Here is a 16,733-nt window from a genome sequence, read left to right on the forward strand (position 1 = left end):
GCGACCTTGAGAATTTTTCGGCCGGCCGTGCGAGATTTGCGGACGACGCCGTCCGTAGAATAGTGGTCAGCTCCTTACCCAACGGATTCCCAAGGATGCGACGGTTCCTACCTGCCAACCCCGCTTCCCGCCAGGTGATGGTGGCGGTCGTGCTGGGGGCACTGGCCACGACTTCGGCCAACAAGGCCTCGGCCGCTACTGCAACCACCGCCGGCGGCGCGCCGAGCGCCAAGGCCGTCACCGACATCAGCAAGTACTGCCAGACGTGCTGGCGGAACGCCCGCCTGCCGGCGGACCGCTGGCAGGACTGCACCCAGGAGGTCTTCGTCCGCCTCCTGGAGCGGGTCGAGGCCGACAAGTGGGGCCAGGTGCTGGTCGACGACGAGAGCCTCGAGCGCCGCGAGTTCATCCGCGCCATCGACGCGGTCAAGAAGCGAACCCAGCGGGCGCGGAAGTTCACCAACCTGACGCCCGACGTCCCCGAGCGGCGGCCGATCTCCAACTCGCTCAAGGACGACCGCGACGCCGTCGCGCGTGCGTCGACCGAGTTGCTGAGCCCCCGCCAGCGCCGGCTCCTGGACCTGACCGCCGACGGGTGGACCGTCCCCGAGATCGCCGACGAACTCGGCACCACGCCGGAGCGGATCAGCGACGAGAAGTACAAGGCCGTCAAGAAGTTGCAGCACTACTTCCAGGCGTGACCCGAGCAATTACCGGAACGAGCCACGGGCGTGTCCCGTGGCTCGTTGCGTTTCCCACCGACACCTACGCCGCCAGCATTTTCTGCATCTCTTCTGCTACAACGATCCCGTTCGCTCGTGGGGGGCAGCGCCACAACTGCGGCGGTACGCCGTGGGTGGGAAGTGCCGGACACCCCTCGGGTTTGTCACATCACACCGGTCCGCCCCCACACTCGCGTGTGGGACCGTTGGTGAACGCGCCAAACAGCGCGGAAGGTCGCCCCCACGAGCGGGCGCTCCGGCGGCCCGTCATCACGTCCCGCGAGAATTGGGTGGACAGCGGTAGATATTGTGAATAATTCGTGTCATGCTGCTCTTGTGGTGCCGTTCTGCCCGGCACCCTCACCCGCCCTGCCTTGCGCGACGGATCGAAGCCGCGATCGTGGACCCCTGCTCCCGCCCCCACGACGTCCCACGCCCGACCGCTGCCGGTTCGTGCCCGAGGACCGCGTTCGGCGCAGTTCCCGGTTCGACCCGGGTTCCGCGCCCTGTGGGCTCCGTTTGTGAAGAAGTGACCGCTGCCGTGCGTCCATCCGGAGACGCAACTCGTCTTACCTCCAGGCACCTTTCAAGGGGTGGGCACAGTCGATGAACGATTGGTTCCGTGAGGTCGGTCCGAACCGCCCCGAGGCGTCGTCGCCGGAGCGGTTGCTCGAGTGCCTGGGAACGGCCGCGTTCTTCGGCGTGGTCGTGGCCGTGATCTACTACCTGACGCAGCGCCGCGGCCGGCTCGAAACGGCGTCCCTCGTCTCCACCCTCGTGCTGCTGACGATCCTGCTCGCGATGGTCACGCTGGTGATCGGCCAGAACCTGGCCCGCGCGTTCGGCCTCGTCGGGGTGCTGTCGATCGTCCGGTTCCGCACGATCGTGGACGACACCCGCGACACCGCGTTCGTGATCTTCGCGGTCATCACGGGAATGGCCATCGGGTCCTCGTTCATCACCCTCGCGTGGGCCAGCGCCCTGGTCATCGGCGTCACCGCGTGGGGGCTCAGCGTCTGGAGCCGCGGGGGCGGCCGCGGGACCGCCTCGACGCTCGTCATCAAGCTCAACGTGTGCCCCGACCCCGAGTCGGTGGTCACCCCGGCCCTGCTGAAGCACCTCGCCATGTACCGCGTCACCGAGGTCGGGACCGCCAAGCAGGGCGTCGCGCTCGAACTGACGTACTCCGCCCGCCTCCGGCCCGAAGTCTCCCCCGTCGCGCTCATCCTCGAACTCAAGCGCATCGAGGGGGTCCAGGGGGTCGAGTGGAAGGACCCGTCCGCGAACTGACGCTCCACACCGTCCACGGGGTTTCGCACATGCACCGCTTCGTGATCGCGTCGTGCCTGTTCGCGGCCGCCGCCGGGCTCCTCGCCCAGCCGCCGGCGAAGCCAGCGCCGGTGAAGCCGGGCGCGAAGGAGGTCGACGCCTTCTTCGCCGAGGGCAAGATCCCCTCCTTGGCCATCACGGTCGGGCAGAAGGAGGCCGACGCGCTCCGCCGCGAGCCCCGGAAGTACGTCAAGGCCACGCTCAAGGAGGGCGACAAGGCGTACGCCGACGTCGCGATCCACCTCCGCGGCTCGGCCGGGAGCTTCCGCGGGTTCGACGACCGCCCCGGCATCACGCTGAACATGGACAAGTTCGTGGACGACCAGGCGTTCCACGGGCTCGACAAGTTCCACCTCGCGAACTCCGCCCAGGACCCGAGCTACCTGTCGGAACTGATCTGCGGCGAGATCTGCAAGGCGGTCGGCGTCCCGGCGGCCCGGATCAGCCACGCCGTCGTCACGCTCAACACCCGGAAGCTCGGGTTCTACTACCTCAAGGAGGGGTACGACAAGAACTTCCTCCGCCGGCACTTCAAGAACGCCAACGGCAACTTCTACGACGGCGGGTTCCTCCGCGACATCGACCAGCCGCTCGACCTGATCTCGGGCAAGGGCGACGTGACCGACCGCAAGGACTTGAAGGCGCTGCTCGACGCCTGCCGCGAGCCCGACGCGGCCAAGCGGTTCGCCGCACTGGACAAGGTGCTCGACCTGCCCGAGTTCCTCAGCATGTGCGTCGTCGAGGTCATCACGGCCGACTGGGACGGGTACCCGATGAAGCCGAACAACTACCGGATCTACCACGACCCGGACCGGGACAAGCTGGTGTTCATCCCGTCGGGCATGGACCAGATGTTCGGCGACCTCAACTGGGGCCTGCAGCCGGGGTTCAACGCGATCGTCGCGCGGGCCGTCGTCAGCACCCCCGAGGGCAAGAAGCGGTACATCGCCCGGTTCCGCGAGATCATGAAGGACCTCTACAAGCCCGAGGAGCTGGTCAAGAAACTCGACGAGGCCGAGAAGCGGATCCAGCCCGTACTCGCGTCGGTGGACGCGAACCAGGGCCGCGACCTGAAGAACCACGTCAACCGGCTGCGGCACGCGCTCCGCGAGCGGGCGAAGATCCTGAACACGATGCTCGCCGGGTACGAGGACTCGACCGGCAAGCCGATGGACGGCGAGGGGTTCATCCGGCACTGGCTCGTCCTCGCACCCGTCCCGCACCCACCGGGGGCCGACTCGAACAAGGCCGTGGACACCGTGCTCATCCCCAACGAGGGAAAGGTCGAGCCGAAGGAGGGCGAGAAGGTGAAGGTCGCCGACAAGGAACTCGCCTGGAAGAAGGTGGAGACCGACGAGTACCTACTCGACTTCCCGATGGTGAACGGGGCCGCCGACAACGCGACCGCGTACTGCGTGTCCTACGTCGTGGCCCCCGCCGAGATGAAGGACGTGATGGTCCGCATCGGCAGCGACGACGGCGCGAAGGTGTGGGTGAACGGCAAGGAACTCGGCAAGGTGCTGGAGTCGCGGGCCGCGGGCAAGGACCAGAACGTCTACGGCGGCGTCACACTGAACAAGGGCACGAATCTGATCGTGCTGAAGGTGTGCAACGGCAGCGGCGACTGGAAGGGGTGCCTGCGGCTGACCGACAAGAACGGCGCACCGCTCAAGGGCATCAAGCCGCAACTGACGAAGTAAGGCGAGCGGGGGGCGTGAGCCCCCGAGCGTTTCATGTTTCAGTAGACCCCGGGGGCTCACGCCCCCGGTCGTCGTTCCCGATCACAGCAGCCCGTAGTTCACGAGCGTCTGCCGGACGCGGGCCTCGCCGGCCGCGTCGAGCGGGTACATCGGCAGCCGCATCTCGCCGGTGCCGCGGCCCAGCAACTTCATCGCGGCCTTGAGCGGGATCGGGTTCGTCGAGACGCTCAGCATGTCGCGGCACAGCGGGAACAGCTTGCGGTGCCAGGTCTGCGCCTCTTCGATCTTGCCCGCCGCGAACGCCCGCACCAGCGCCATCATGTCCCGCGGGACGATGTTCCCGACGACCGAGACCACGCCCTTCCCGCCCACGCTCATGAGCGGCAGCGTCAGGCTGTCGTCGCCGCTGAGGATGGTGAGGTCCGACAGCGCAATGGTCTGACTCGCCTGGTCGAGCGACCCGGTCGCCTCCTTGACCGCGACGACCGTGGGGTTCTTCTCGGCGATCTTTGCGAGCGTCTCGGGGGCGATGTTCGACCCGGTGCGGCCCGGGATGTTGTACACGACGATCGGCAGGTCGGTCGCCTCGGCGACGGCCGAGAAGTGGCGGAAGTACCCCTCCTGCGACGGCTTGTTGTAGTACGGGCCGACCTGGAGCGTGCCGGTCGCGCCGGCCCTCTTGGCGGCCTTGGTCATGCGGATCGCTTCGGACGTGCTGTTCGACCCGGTGCCGGCCATGATCTTCGTGCGGCCGCGGGCCTTCTCGCACACGAACGCGACGACCCGCTCGTTCTCCTCGTGGGTGAGCGTGGGCGACTCGCCGGTGGTGCCGCACGGCGCGAGCGCGTCGGTCCCCTGCTCGCAGTGCCACTCCACGAGTTTCCCGAGGTCGTCCCAGTCCACCTCGCCGTTGCGGAACGGGGTGACGATTGCGACGGTGACGCCTGCGAACAACTCGCCTCTTGTGGTGGCCATAGCTCGACTCATCTCGGGACTGGGGATCATGGCAGGTTACGGACACCCCAGCCGAATGCAAGGTACACCCCGGGCGCTCACGGCTCGAGATCGGGGTCGGTGCGGGAGCGGCCGGTGGGCGTGGCGACGGGCTCGCGGCTGGTCCGCACCACCGGCGTCGAGGGGAGTTCGGTCGGCAGCACGGCCGGGGCGAGGTGCGGCTCCGGGGACGGGGTCGGCTTCGCCTCGGCGAGCAGGTTCACCACCGGGCGGTCCGGGGGCGCAGGGGCCACGAGCTTGTCGGTGGCCCGGTGCGCGGCGGACTTCTGAACGGGCGCCGGCACGTTCGCCGCGGCCGGCGCGTGCGGCACCGGCCTCGCGGACATCACCGCCACGAACACCACCCCCACCACCCCGACCAGCATGCCCAGCTTCGCGTCGTTCGGCATCGGCTCGTCCCCCTTACCAGACACCTCCACTATTCCCGAGAAACCGGCCGCCCGCCGGTTGACATCAACCCGGTTGGCGGAAAACTCTCGGCCAACCGGGTGAGTTCGTCGGAGAATAGTTCCTCCCGGTCAGATTGATCCACTCGGCACGACCGCCACGCCGCGTGCGGCCCGTACATTCCGTCAACGAGGCTCCCATGGGATTCGCGGGGTTCGCCGCACTCGCGGTCATCGCCCTCGCCGTGCTGATGGTCGTGAAGGGCTGGGACGTTCGGCTCGTGCTGCTCGTCGCGGCCATCCTGATCGCCGTGGGGGCCGGCATCGCCGCCCCGCCGGGCGGCCACCACCGCCCGCTCGCGGCGGTGCTGCGCACGTTCCTCGCGACGTTCTCGAACGAGAAGTTCGTGGTGCCGATCTGCTCGGCGATGGGGTTCGCCTACGTCCTGCGGCACACCGGGTGCGAGCGGCACCTCGTGCTGCTCCTCGTGAAGCCGCTGCGGTACGTCCGGTGGATGCTCGTGCCGGGCGTGCTGCTCGTCGGGTTCTTCGTGAACATCCCGGTCATTAGCCAGACGAGCACGGCCGTGTGCATCGGGCCGGTGATCGTGCCGCTCATGCGGGCCGCCAACTACTCGATGCCGACCATCGGCGCGTGCCTGCTCCTCGGCTCGTCGGTCGGCGGGGAACTCCTGAACCCCGGCGCGCCGGAACTGCTCACGGTGTTCACCGCGACCGGCGTCTCGACCACGGAGCAGACGCACAAGTACATCCCGAAGCCGCTCGCGGTTCAGTTCGCCGTGTCGATGGTCGTGTTCTGGGCGATGAGCGTGTGGTGGGAGCGGAAGGCCGCGGCCGCCGCCCCTGCCCTTCCCGCAGACGCGCCTGCGCCACCGGTGGCGGGCGCGCAGGAGCCGATCAACGTGCTGAAGGCGCTGGTGCCGCTCGTGCCGCTGATCCTCCTCTTCGCCACGGGGATGCCCGAGGAGTACCGGCTGCTCAAGATCCCGGAGGAGTGGGTGATCGGCCCCAAAGAAGACATCAAGTCCTACAGTTCGCGGCTCATCGGGCTGGCGATGCTCATCGGCGTGCTCGTCGCCGCCGCGGTCACGCCGAACAAGGCGCGCGACTGCGTGAAGCAGTTCTTCGACGGGGCCGGGTACGGGTTCGCGAACGTGGTCAGCCTCATCGTGATCGCGACGTGCTTCGGCACGGCGATCGAGTCGGCCGGGCTCGCGAACGCGCTCGGCGACGTCATCGCCCACTCGCCGAACCTGATGCAACCCCTCGCGGCGTTCGTGCCGCTGGCGTTCGCGGCGATCAGCGGGTCGGGGATGGCCAGCACGCAGAGCCTGTACGGCTTCTTCCACCTCCCCGCACTCGCGCTCGACATCAACCCCGTGGACGTGGGGGCGCTCGTCTCAATCGGCAGCGCCGCGGGCCGCACGATGTCGCCGGTCGCGGCCGTGACGCTCATGTGCGCGACCCTCACCGGCACCAACCCGTTCACCCTCGCGAAGCGGGTCGCCGTGCCGCTCCTCGTCGCGATGGCCGTCGTGGTGCTCCTGCGGATGGCCGGGGCGGTGTGAGTGGTGCTGCGATCTCGTTCTCATTGATTCCGGGCGACAGGCACACCCCTCTTCCGGAACCATCCTGAAGTCCGGAATCAACCACACTTGACCGGAATAATGAATATCATTGCAATCAGAAGTGGAAATTTGAATGATGTTTGCGGTGAATTTATGCCGCGACATGAATCTGCCTCAGATCCGGAACCAAGCACGGTGGAAACCGGAAGCATGGTCGTTCTCCGGCCCGTCGCGAGGGGTCATACCGGGTCGGATTGATCCGGAACCGTGGTTCGCGGGAGGCAGTCTGGTCCGAGCCCGAGCGCCGAGCGAGGGTCAGCGTGAACCCTCGCTCGGCGCTCGGGCTCGGACCCACACGATTCAACCAGACCTGTTCTCAGTCGTCGATCGCCGTGTCCTCGGCGGGCGTGTGGTGGGTGACCCGCACGGCGATGCCGGTGGCGGTCGCGAAGTCGCGGCAGAACGCGGTCGTCAGCATGATCTGCGTCACCCCGCGGGCCGCCATGAGTTCCGCCGTCGGGCCGGTCACGACGACGTGCGGCGCGCCGGCCGCCTCGCACAGCACCTCGACGTCGGTCCAGTTCGTGCCGCGCTTCCACGTCGTGCCCAGCGCCCGGAACACCGCCTCCTTCGCGGCCCACAGCGCCGTGAACTGCTCGGTCGTGCGGGCCTTCCCGTTGCAGAACTGTACCTCGCGGTCGGTGTACACCTGCTTCAGAAACACCTCGCCGTGCTGGTCGATGAGCTTCCGCACCCGGGCGCAGTCCATCACCTGACTTCCGAGTCCGACGATCTCCATCCCATCCCCCGCGAAATTCGAAGCACGGAGCACGAAATCTGAATCGAAGCACGGTCGGGCCGGGCACCCCGGATGTTGCTTTGCCGGGGGGCCGGTACAATTGCTCTGCGTCCCGAGCCGCACCGTTTAGTCTCTCGATTCGTTCGGATTTCGGACTCCGATTTTCGGATTTGTCGCTCTGGAAGGACCCGCCATGTCTCACCCCCCCGCCCGCGACCTCCTGGCCGACCTGACCGACGACCAGCGGGCCGCCGTGATGCACGGCGAGGGGCCGCTGCTGATCCTCGCCGGGGCCGGGAGCGGCAAGACCCGCGTCATCACCCGCCGCGTCGCGTACCTGCTCTCGCAGGGCATCCGCCCGAGCAACATCCTCGCCATCACCTTCACCAACAAGGCCGCGGGCGAGATGCGGAGCCGCGTCGAGCAGCTCGTGCCGGGCAACCGCGTCATGGTCAGCACGTTCCACGCGCTCGGCGCGCGGCTCCTGCGGCAGTACGGCGAGCGGCTCGGGTTCGACCGCAACTTCACCATCTACGACATGGACGACCGCAACAAGGTGGTGAAGGCGGCGCTCGAGGCGACCGGCATCGACAACGTGAAGTTCAGCCCGGAGCGGATCGGCAGCGCGATCAGCAAGGCGAAGAACGCGCTCGTCACCCCGCCCGAGTACGAGAAGACCGCGACCGACTTCTTCGCCCAGACCGTCGCCAAGGTATACCGCGGGTACGAGAAGCGGCTCCGGGCCGCGAATGCGATGGACTTCGACGACCTGCTGTACCTCCCCGCGATGGCGCTCAAGCACAACGAGGAACTCCGGGCCGAACTCGACGCCCGGTTCCGGTACGTCCTCATCGACGAGTACCAGGACACCAACTCGGCCCAGTACCAGGTCGCCAAGCGGCTCGCCATCGACCACCCGAACCTGTGCGTGGTCGGCGACCCCGATCAGAGCATCTACAAGTGGCGCGGCTCGGACATCAAGAACATCTTGGACTTTGAACGTGACTTCCCGGCGGCGCGGGTCATCACGCTGAACAAGAACTACCGCAGCACGAAGACGATCCTGCACGCGGCCAGCACGGTCATCGACCACAACAAGCAGCGCAAGAAGAAGTCGCTCGTCACCGACAACCCGCAGGGCGAGCCGGTCCGCGTCGTCACCTTCGACAACGGGCTCGACGAGGCCGAGGGGGTCGTGGTGCGGATCAAGGAGGCGGTGACCGCGGGCCGGTTCAAGTTCCGCGACCACGCCATCTTCCTGCGGATCAACGCCCTCACCCGGACCCTCGAAAGCGCGTTCGTCAAGCACGGCGTGCCGTTCCAGATCGTTAAGGGGCTCGCGTTCTTCGATCGCAAGGAAAACAAGGACGTCCTCGCGTACCTGCGGCTGCTCGCCAACCCGGCCGACACGGTCAGCTTCCTGCGGGTCGTCAACGAGCCGCCGCGGGGCATCGGCAAGGTGTCGCTCGACAAGCTCCAGTCGGTCGCCGCCGACCGCGAGATGACGCTCATGGACGCGGCCGCCCAGGTCGCCAAGCTCACCGACATCAAGGGCAAGGCGTCCACCGGGCTCCGCGACTTCCACAAGCTCATCACCGAGCTGCGGAACCGGCTCGACCTGCCGCCGCACGAACTCATCGCGCTGGTGCTCGAAAAGTCGGGCTACTCCGCGTCGCTCCGCGAGTCGGGCGAGGAGGACGACGCCGAGCGGCTCGCCAACGTCGAGGAACTCGTGACCGCCGCCAAGCAGTTCCACGACCAGAGCCCCGAGAGCACCATCGTCGACTTCCTCGAACAGATCACCCTCGCGTCGGACGTGGACGGGTGGGACGAACAAGCCGACCACGTCTCGGTCATGACGCTGCACGCCTCGAAGGGGCTGGAGTTCCCGGTGGTGTACGTCATGGCGGTGGAAGAGGGGCTGCTCCCGCACGAGCGGAGCATGGGCCGCGAGGACGAGATCGAGGAGGAGCGGCGGCTGTGCTTCGTCGGCATGACGCGGGCGATGAAGGAGCTGTACCTCACGCACGCCCGGCTCCGCGAGTTCCGCGGGCAGATGAACTACGCCATCGAGAGCAGCTTCCTCCGCGAGTTGCCGCGGGAGGGGGTGGAGCGGCTCGACCCGTCGATGACCCGGAACGTGGCCCGCTCAGCGGCCGACGAGTGGCGGGCCAAGGCCGGGAACGCCGCGAGCGACTGGGCCGACACCGGGGCGCGGCCGTACATTCCGCCGAAGAAGCACACCGACCTGAAGCCGACGATCCCCGACGGGGCCGACACGGGGCTCGCGGTGGGCGTGCTGGTGCAGCACGAGGAACTCGGGCTGGGCCAGGTGACGGACGTGAGCGGGTACGGGGCGCTGCGGCGGGTGAAGATCCGGTTCCCCAGCGCCGGGGAGAAGACGTTCGTCGCGGACAAGGTGAAGCTGAAGGTCGTGGGCCGCAAGAAGCCCGGCGGCTGACGCCTATTCGAGCGGGAGCGTCTCCCCGCCGGCCCGCGTGCCCGCGGCCCGCCAGTTGTCCATCGGAATGGTGTCCGACACGAACCGCACCGACCCGTCGGCGAGGACGATGTTCACCCCGCCCATGTGCGCGCTGCGCGACGCGAGGTGGATCAAAATTCCTGTTGAGGACGTACAGTCGCGTCCGGCATAGTTCGGCGGCACCGTGTGGGTGTAGAAAGTAAACCGTGCGAGAATGCTCCCCCCCCCAACATAGTTGAGGCCAACATCACTCAGCAGGTTCGCCCCCGAGGCCGAATCACACGCCGTTTTCAAGTCCGCAGCGCCAGCAGACTGGAGGTCCGTGTTCTTCGCGGTCGTTCGATAGCCGACGCCACTGTCTAATGGTGGAATGAATATAGGCCAAGTGCTTGCACTTGCTTTTGCAATATCGAATTGATCAGAGTTCGGAGCGGCCCCCCTCCGGACTTCCGAGTATAAGACCGTTTGACTTGATCCGTCCGTGACATGTTCGAACCGAACAGCACTCCCATTGGAAAACATTCCCAGCAAGTTTGCATCCTTTTTGAGCGTGCCGGACCCATCCAGCAGGTTCGCATGGGCACCGAGGTTGGCGTAGTAGTTGGTGCGGCCAACGGTGTACGTCTGGTACACTCCAACGGAAGGGTCCGAGGGGCACAAAAAGCCCCGAACGTCGCCGGTCTGCTTCGCAGTCACATTTGTGGCTGCCAAGTCAACGCGAGCGTTAGGGTCGAAGAGCGCAAAGCGAGGTGCCTCTTCCAGAAACGGGAGCAGCAGCACGAGAGAGGAGCCGTTGAAGCCCCCCGTCACGGGAGGGACATTCACACCGGGCGGGAACGCCTTCCGGCAGTCGTAGCAGGCGTGAGCGGCGAGACCGATCTGCTTGAGGTTGTTCTGGCACTTGGTGCGCGCCGCCGCCTCGCGGACCTTCTGCACCGCTGGTAGCAGAAGGCCGATCAGGACGGCGATGATCGCGATCGCAACCAGCACTTCGATGAGCGTGAACCCGCGGTGGGTGTTCGGGCGCACGGGCGACACCTCACGGAACAGGTCAACAAGTCAAACACGGGAGGTGTTATCAGACTAGGTCACACTGGGCCGGTGTTCAAGTTCACTGCACGAATACGTTCCGGTCGTCCGAGGCCAGACCGCTCCCGCTCGCGACCAATGTCGCCGGGGTTCGCGACCCCGGCTGAGGGATGTCGAGAATGTAGCCCCACCACGAGTTGTCGTTCTCGGAGAACGCCTCGCCCGTCTTGCTCGCGTAGCTGAGCGTCAAGAGGTAGACATCATCGGGTGACGTCCACTCCCCCCAACAGGGAAGGAATGAAAGGAGGTCGTCCTGGATCTCCTCGTTCTCTCCGGGAAACGTAATCGTCGGCGCGACGGGGTTGAGCCGCAGCTTGAACTTGCTCTGGTCTCTCGCGACTTCCGTGGCGCCCTTGTACGCGACCACGTCCAGCGTCGCGGGCGCTTCGGTCAAGGTCGCGAGGGACTTGAGCCCGTCAACGGCGTACGGGTACTTGAAACGCACCGCCCAGAACCACTGCTCGGCGTTGTGCGGGTGCCTCTGGAACGTCACCTTGGCCCGTTCCTGCTCGAAGTCCGCCACTCCCGTAAACGAGAGCTTGGCGACGATTCGATTCGCCCTCACCGCCTTGTTCAACACGCCCATCGCGTAGAAGCTCTGGGGTACGGGCTTCCCGGCATTGCCGCCGGTCTTCGGGTACAGGATTGACAGGTTGCGGTCGAGAGGTTGGGCAGCGGACACGAGCAACTCCAAGGTATCAGGAACAGTCAACGGGCCGCTTTGAGCGGCGTGAGCACCACGTTACGGACAGAGGCACCCGCGGTCGGGTAGAGCATCAGCCCGACGCCACCGCGGGGTGTGAACTCGGGCCGGAAGTTCTGCGCGAACGGCTCGTCCGGGAACGTCTTGCGGATGTAGGCACACCTGTCGTGGAACCGCTCCGGCGACAGATCGTCCTTCGCGAGCCGCATCACGTTCCCGGCCACGTCCGTCACGATCTCGTCCGGGCCGACCGTCACTTCAATCTTGTGCCAGATGCCGTTGCGAACACCGAGTGCGGGCAGCGGCTCGCCCTGGAGCAGCGCCAGGTCCGCGGCGAAGTGCGGCAGCGGGAGCACAAAGGTATCGGCGTTGATTCGGAGCTTCCGAGGAGCCGTCACGCCCTGGGGGATGACGAGCTTTCCGTTCGGCCCAACGATCCGCGTCCCGGCCGCGATGCTGTTGAGCAGCGCGGTTGACAGCACATGAACCTCGTCCGGTTGCCGCGGGTACACCCGGTGCCCGACGTACAGACCCGCGCACCCGCTGTAGTTCCCCAACTCGTGCCGCACCTCGGCGGTGAGCTTGTACCGGTCGTGCCGTGCATCGGGGAGCAGTTCCAGGATGCCGAACCGCTTGGGGTCGAGCACCTCGGCGGAGAACGTCCCGTCGCGCTCGATGGTCATCCGCTGCACGTCGCCGCCGACCCGCCACTTGAACCACTTCGGCCAGCCCGTCGCGCCGACGAGCGTCACCGGCTTGTCGGCGTCGAGGGCGCGTTCCAACGCGATGCGTACCTCGGCCGACTCGCCGTCGGGAACCACCTTCTCCGGCCCCTTGCGGGCCAGCGCCACGACGCCGGCCGCGAGGACCGCGACGACCGCAATCACGCCGGACGCAACGAGCGCGTGACGTCGAACGGCACGTCCCATTCGCTTGACGCGATTGGGCCGGCGGCCGTGGAGCGCCTGCCCGTCGAGCCACCGGTCGAGGTCTTCACCCAGTTCGTTCGCCGAAGCGTACCGGTCCCTTTGCGAATGTTCAAGGCACTTGAGGCAAATTGTTTCGAGGTCCGCCGGAACGTCGGTGCGGCACTGCGACGGGGGGGTGATTTCGCCCCGCTGCACGAGCCGCAGGAGCTGCACCTTGTCGTCGGCGACGAACGGCGGCGTGCCGGTGAGGGTCTGGTACAGGATCACCCCGAGCGAGTACACGTCGGACCGCTCGCTCACCTCGCGAACCCGCCCGGCGGCCTGCTCCGGGGCCATGTACGCGGGGGTGCCCATGACCGCGTCCGTCACGGTGAGCTGGCCCGCGTCGCCGACGATGCGGGCGAGGCCGAAGTCGGCGACCTTCGGGGTGCCGTCGCGGGCGATCAGCACGTTCGACGGCTTCAGGTCGCGGTGGATGATCCCCTTCCCGTGCGCGTAGCCCACGGCCCGTGCGAGGGTCCGCACGAGCTTCGCGGCGTCGGCGCAGCCGAGCGGGCCGCGGCCGAGCCGGGCGTCGAGGGACTCGCCCTCGATCAGCTCCATCGCGAGGTACTGCTGGCCGGCGGCCTCGCCGCTGTCGTAGACGCGGACCACGTTCGGGTGGTCGAGCCGGGCGATCGCGGCGGCCTCGACGCGGAACCGGGCGAGCGAGTCGGTCCGGGCCGACGCGCCGAGGTGGAGCGTCTTGAGCGCGACCGCCCGCTTGAGCCCCTGGTGGACGGCCCGGAACACGACGCCCATGCCGCCGCGGCCGAGGACCTCCTGCACGGCGTACGGGCCGATCCGGGTGGAGGCGTCGAACTCCCACTCCTCGGCGGCCGCGGCGCGGGCCCCGGGCCAGGTGCCGCTCTCGCACACGTCGCGGGCGGCCGCCTCGAACCGGACGTACCCCGGGTCGGTCGTGGGCACCAGCGCGGCGCGGTCCCCGCAGAACCGGAGCAGGTTCGCTTCGAGCGAGTCGGCGGCGTCGCTGCTCAGCTCGCGGAGCGAGGACAGGCACGCGCCGCACGTGTCGAGGTGCGCGGCGAGCCGCTCGGCCTCGGGGTCGCTGAGCCGGCCGGTGTGGAACGCGAGGAGCGCGCCCCGATCGGGGCAGGCGTCCGGCAAACGGGGGGGTGGGGTGGGGGTCATGCGGCCCGTGAGGTGGCGCCCGGGGGGTCAGCCCGGGCCGGGGTCGAGCAGTTCGCGGAACTCCTCCCGCAGCCGCCGGAGGACGCGGGACTTGATGAGGTACACGGCGTTGAGCGAGAGGCCGAGGTCGGTGGCCACAGCGGACGGGTCCTGGCGGTCGATCACCACACGCATGAACACCTCGCGGGTCTCCTCGCGGTGGTCGGCGAGGACCAGGTCGAGCGCCCGGCAGTAGAGGATCCGCTCCTCCTCCGGGTCGGGCGTGTCGTCGGCCCCCGGGTCGGAATCAACGGGGATCTGGTTGAGGTGCTGGTCGTTCCCGCCCCCCGCCCCCGGCACCTTCCCCCGCTCGCGGATCAGGTCGCGCACCTTGTTCCGGGTGATGACCCGGAGCCACCCGCGGAAGCTCCCCGAGCCCTGACGGCGGAACGTGCCGACCGCGGCGAGCACGGCCCGGAACACGTCCTGGCCGATGTCGGCCGCGTCGGCCGGCTGGAGCCCGCACCGCTGGCACCAGTGGTAGATGAGCGGCGCGTAGAGGTTGGCGAACGCCTCCCACGCCCCGGGCTCACCGGACCGGACGCGGTCCAACCAGGTCGTCGAGGTGGAATCGTTGGGCCCACCCACATCAACGGGCTTGTCTGTCACGAGCCGCTCCGAACCGCCGCCCCGGCACTCGACCGCACCATTACTCTACCCGCCCGCCCCGACAGCACAGGATAGGTGCGCCCACGCAGTCGAACCGATGTTGTTTTAAAATACCCGCCCGCGGGGTGGATGCGAAGTCAGTTTTTTCGACTCACACGAGAACGAGTGCGACCCCGGGGATAATTGCAAAAGCCCGTGAGCGAGGTAAGCTGTCGAGAGGCGTGAGTTCCCACGGAGTCGGCGCGTGGCCCGGGACCCGCGATTTCAGTGCCGGTACGAGGACCTGCGCCCCGGCGAGCCGCGGTTCGGCCGGGTCGCGGTCCTCCCCTGGGACGCGGAGATCTTCGGCTTCCCGGTCGGCGACTGCCAGCTCGGCGACGCGGCCGCGCTCCTCGGCGCGCGTGCGGAGTGGCTCGACGCGCTCCGCGACTGGGCCGCCCGGACCGGGGTGCGACTCGTCTCGTTCGGAACGGGCGCGACCGACCGGCCGGCGATCGAGTTGCTGACGCGGTGCGGGTTCATCCTCGTCGATACGAGTCTCCACGGCGAGCTGACCGGCCTGCTGGCCCGCACCCTCCCCGAGCCGCGGTTCGCGTTCCGCCCGGCGAAGACGGTCGACGTGGCCGCCGTCGAGCGGATGGCGGCCGCGGGGTTCGAGTTCGGCCGCTACCACACTGACCCGCTGTTCCCCCGCGCCTTGGCCGATCAGCGCTACGTTCACTGGGTCCGCAACGCGTTCGCGAACCGCACAGCCGATGACCAACTCTCCGTCCTGTGTGAAGGGGCGGAGGTGCGGGGGTTCTTCCACTTCGTCACCCGCGGCACCCGCGGCGAGGTGCGGTTGCTGGCCGCGAGCCCGCCCGGGAAGGGGTACGGGCGCGACCTGTTCGCGAACGTTCTGCGGGTCTGGCAGCGGAGCGGCGTCGATGCGGTCGGGTCCAAGCTGTCCGGGGCGAACCCGGCGTCGGTGAACGCCCACGCCGCAATGGGGTTCCGGTTCACCCGAGCGTCGCTCACGTACCACTGGCACCCGACGGGTGCGGTGGTGTGACCGGCCGCTCCCGGCGGGCCCGGCACCTTGACCGGCGCGAAGTTCCGATGTAAGGAACACCCGAAGCCGAACCGGTCGCCCGCGTGCCGCGCGGGCGACCACCCGAGACCACCGTGACAGACCACCCGGCCGCGAGCCCGACGCCACAGGTGCCTGACCTGCCGCAAGGCGTGTCGGTCGTCGTGCCGGTGTACAACAGCGAGGAGTCGCTGACGCCGCTCGTCGAGCAACTCGCGGAACTGTTCCGGGGCCGCGGGCAGGCGTTCGAGATCCTGCTCGTCAACGACGGGAGCCGGGACCGGAGCTGGGCCGTGGTGTCCGACCTGGCGAGCAAGCACCCGTTCGTTCGCGGGTTCGACCTGATGCGGAACTTCGGCCAGCACAACGCCCTGCTGTGCGGCGTCCGGGCGGCCCGGTACGCCGTCGTCGTCACGATGGACGACGACCTCCAGCACCCGCCCGTCGAGGTGCCGAGGCTCCTCGCGAAACTGGACGAGGGGCACGACGTCGTCTACGGCGCGCCGCAGGAGCTCCCGCACGGGTTTCTGCGGAACCTCGCCTCGAAGATCACCAAGATCGCGCTCCAAACCGCGATGGGGGCCGAGACGGCCCGCCGGGTCAGCGCGTTCCGGGCGTTCCGCACCCACACGCGGGAGGCGTTCGCGCACTTCAGCGGCTCACTCGTCTCGCTCGACGTGCTCCTGACCTGGGGCACGGTGCGGTTCACCCACGAGTTCGTGCGGCACGAGCCGCGGCGGATCGGCCAGTCGAACTACACGACGCGGAAGCTAGTCACCCACGCGTTCAACATGATTACCGGGTTCAGCACGCTCCCGCTCCAGGCCGCGAGCGTGCTCGGTTTCGCGCTGACCGTGTTCGGGTTCGCCCTGCTCGCGTTCGTCGTCGTGATGTTCCTCGTGGACCACACGGCCCCGCCGGGGTTCACGTTCCTCGCGTCGGTGATCTCGATCTTCTCGGGCGCGCAACTGTTCTCGCTCGGGATGATCGGCGAGTACCTGGGCCGGGTCCACTTCCGCCTGCTCGACAAGCCGACCTACGTGGTGCGGCACACCGAGGGCGGCAAGGGGTGACGCGCTCTCC

General features: G+C 68.0%; 14 protein-coding genes. 7 read left to right on the forward strand and 7 right to left on the reverse strand.

What is annotated here, in order from left to right:
• Positions 1–95: 95 nt before the first annotated feature.
• The 3 genes from ACTIGN_RS22490 to ACTIGN_RS22500 all read left to right on the forward strand — a co-directional run bounded on the left by ACTIGN_RS22490 (position 96) and on the right by ACTIGN_RS22500 (position 3,751).
• A complete protein-coding gene (locus ACTIGN_RS22490; protein ID WP_439628022.1) occupies positions 96–701 on the forward strand; it encodes a sigma-70 family RNA polymerase sigma factor in 606 nt (201 codons plus the stop codon).
• A gap of 627 nt (positions 702–1,328) precedes the next feature.
• Complete coding sequence (locus ACTIGN_RS22495; protein ID WP_439628024.1) at positions 1,329–2,012, forward strand: DUF4956 domain-containing protein; 684 nt, start codon at positions 1,329–1,331, stop codon at positions 2,010–2,012.
• A gap of 29 nt (positions 2,013–2,041) precedes the next feature.
• Positions 2,042–3,751, forward strand: coding sequence for a CotH kinase family protein (locus ACTIGN_RS22500; RefSeq protein WP_439628026.1), 1,710 nt, complete (start codon positions 2,042–2,044; stop codon positions 3,749–3,751).
• 81 nt (positions 3,752–3,832) lie between these two features.
• On the opposite strand, the gene dapA is transcribed toward ACTIGN_RS22500, so the two are convergent.
• Both dapA and ACTIGN_RS22510 read right to left on the reverse strand, forming a co-directional pair.
• Positions 3,833–4,726 carry a 4-hydroxy-tetrahydrodipicolinate synthase gene (dapA, locus tag ACTIGN_RS22505; RefSeq protein WP_439628028.1) on the reverse strand — a complete coding sequence of 298 codons (894 nt, stop codon included), beginning with the start codon at positions 4,724–4,726 and terminating at the stop codon, positions 3,833–3,835.
• Between the two features lie 77 nt (positions 4,727–4,803).
• Positions 4,804–5,154, reverse strand: a complete 351-nt coding sequence (locus tag ACTIGN_RS22510) for a hypothetical protein (RefSeq protein ID WP_439628030.1) — start codon at positions 5,152–5,154, stop codon at positions 4,804–4,806.
• A gap of 197 nt (positions 5,155–5,351) precedes the next feature.
• Here ACTIGN_RS22510 and dcuC point away from each other — a divergent pair, with 197 nt between their 5' ends.
• On the forward strand, positions 5,352–6,740 hold the full coding sequence (gene dcuC / locus ACTIGN_RS22515; RefSeq protein ID WP_439628032.1) for a C4-dicarboxylate transporter DcuC: 1,389 nt from the start codon (positions 5,352–5,354) through the stop codon (positions 6,738–6,740).
• 376 nt (positions 6,741–7,116) lie between these two features.
• On the opposite strand, the gene ACTIGN_RS22520 is transcribed toward dcuC, so the two are convergent.
• Positions 7,117–7,539, reverse strand: a complete 423-nt coding sequence (locus ACTIGN_RS22520) for a holo-ACP synthase (protein WP_439628034.1) — start codon at positions 7,537–7,539, stop codon at positions 7,117–7,119.
• A 193-nt stretch (positions 7,540–7,732) separates the two neighbouring features.
• Here ACTIGN_RS22520 and ACTIGN_RS22525 point away from each other — a divergent pair, with 193 nt between their 5' ends.
• Complete coding sequence (locus ACTIGN_RS22525; RefSeq protein ID WP_439628036.1) at positions 7,733–10,000, forward strand: UvrD-helicase domain-containing protein; 2,268 nt, start codon at positions 7,733–7,735, stop codon at positions 9,998–10,000.
• Between the two features lie 3 nt (positions 10,001–10,003).
• Here ACTIGN_RS22525 and ACTIGN_RS22530 read toward each other — a convergent pair whose 3' ends face one another.
• The 4 genes from ACTIGN_RS22530 to ACTIGN_RS22545 all read right to left on the reverse strand — a co-directional run bounded on the left by ACTIGN_RS22530 (position 10,004) and on the right by ACTIGN_RS22545 (position 14,581).
• On the reverse strand, positions 10,004–11,050 hold the full coding sequence (locus ACTIGN_RS22530) for a DUF1559 family PulG-like putative transporter (protein WP_439628038.1): 1,047 nt from the start codon (positions 11,048–11,050) through the stop codon (positions 10,004–10,006).
• Positions 11,051–11,132: 82 nt separating this feature from the next.
• Positions 11,133–11,792, reverse strand: coding sequence for a hypothetical protein (locus tag ACTIGN_RS22535; protein WP_439628040.1), 660 nt, complete (start codon positions 11,790–11,792; stop codon positions 11,133–11,135).
• 26 nt (positions 11,793–11,818) lie between these two features.
• On the reverse strand, positions 11,819–13,933 hold the full coding sequence (locus ACTIGN_RS22540) for a serine/threonine protein kinase (protein WP_439628041.1): 2,115 nt from the start codon (positions 13,931–13,933) through the stop codon (positions 11,819–11,821).
• A 27-nt stretch (positions 13,934–13,960) separates the two neighbouring features.
• Positions 13,961–14,581 carry an RNA polymerase sigma factor gene (locus ACTIGN_RS22545; RefSeq protein WP_439628043.1) on the reverse strand — a complete coding sequence of 207 codons (621 nt, stop codon included), beginning with the start codon at positions 14,579–14,581 and terminating at the stop codon, positions 13,961–13,963.
• Positions 14,582–14,825: 244 nt separating this feature from the next.
• On the opposite strand from ACTIGN_RS22545, the gene ACTIGN_RS22550 reads away from it, so the two are divergent.
• Together ACTIGN_RS22550 and ACTIGN_RS22555 are read left to right on the forward strand one after the other, a co-directional pair.
• Positions 14,826–15,632 carry a hypothetical protein gene (locus ACTIGN_RS22550; RefSeq protein ID WP_439628045.1) on the forward strand — a complete coding sequence of 269 codons (807 nt, stop codon included), beginning with the start codon at positions 14,826–14,828 and terminating at the stop codon, positions 15,630–15,632.
• Between the two features lie 113 nt (positions 15,633–15,745).
• The gene (locus ACTIGN_RS22555) at positions 15,746–16,723 is read left to right on the forward strand and encodes a glycosyltransferase family 2 protein (protein WP_439628047.1); all 978 of its coding nucleotides are present in this window, start codon (positions 15,746–15,748) and stop codon (positions 16,721–16,723) included.
• The last annotated feature ends 10 nt before the right edge of the window (positions 16,724–16,733 follow it).

Source organism: Gemmata sp., from assembly GCF_051859125.1.
Lineage (GTDB): Bacteria > Planctomycetota > Planctomycetia > Gemmatales > Gemmataceae > Gemmata.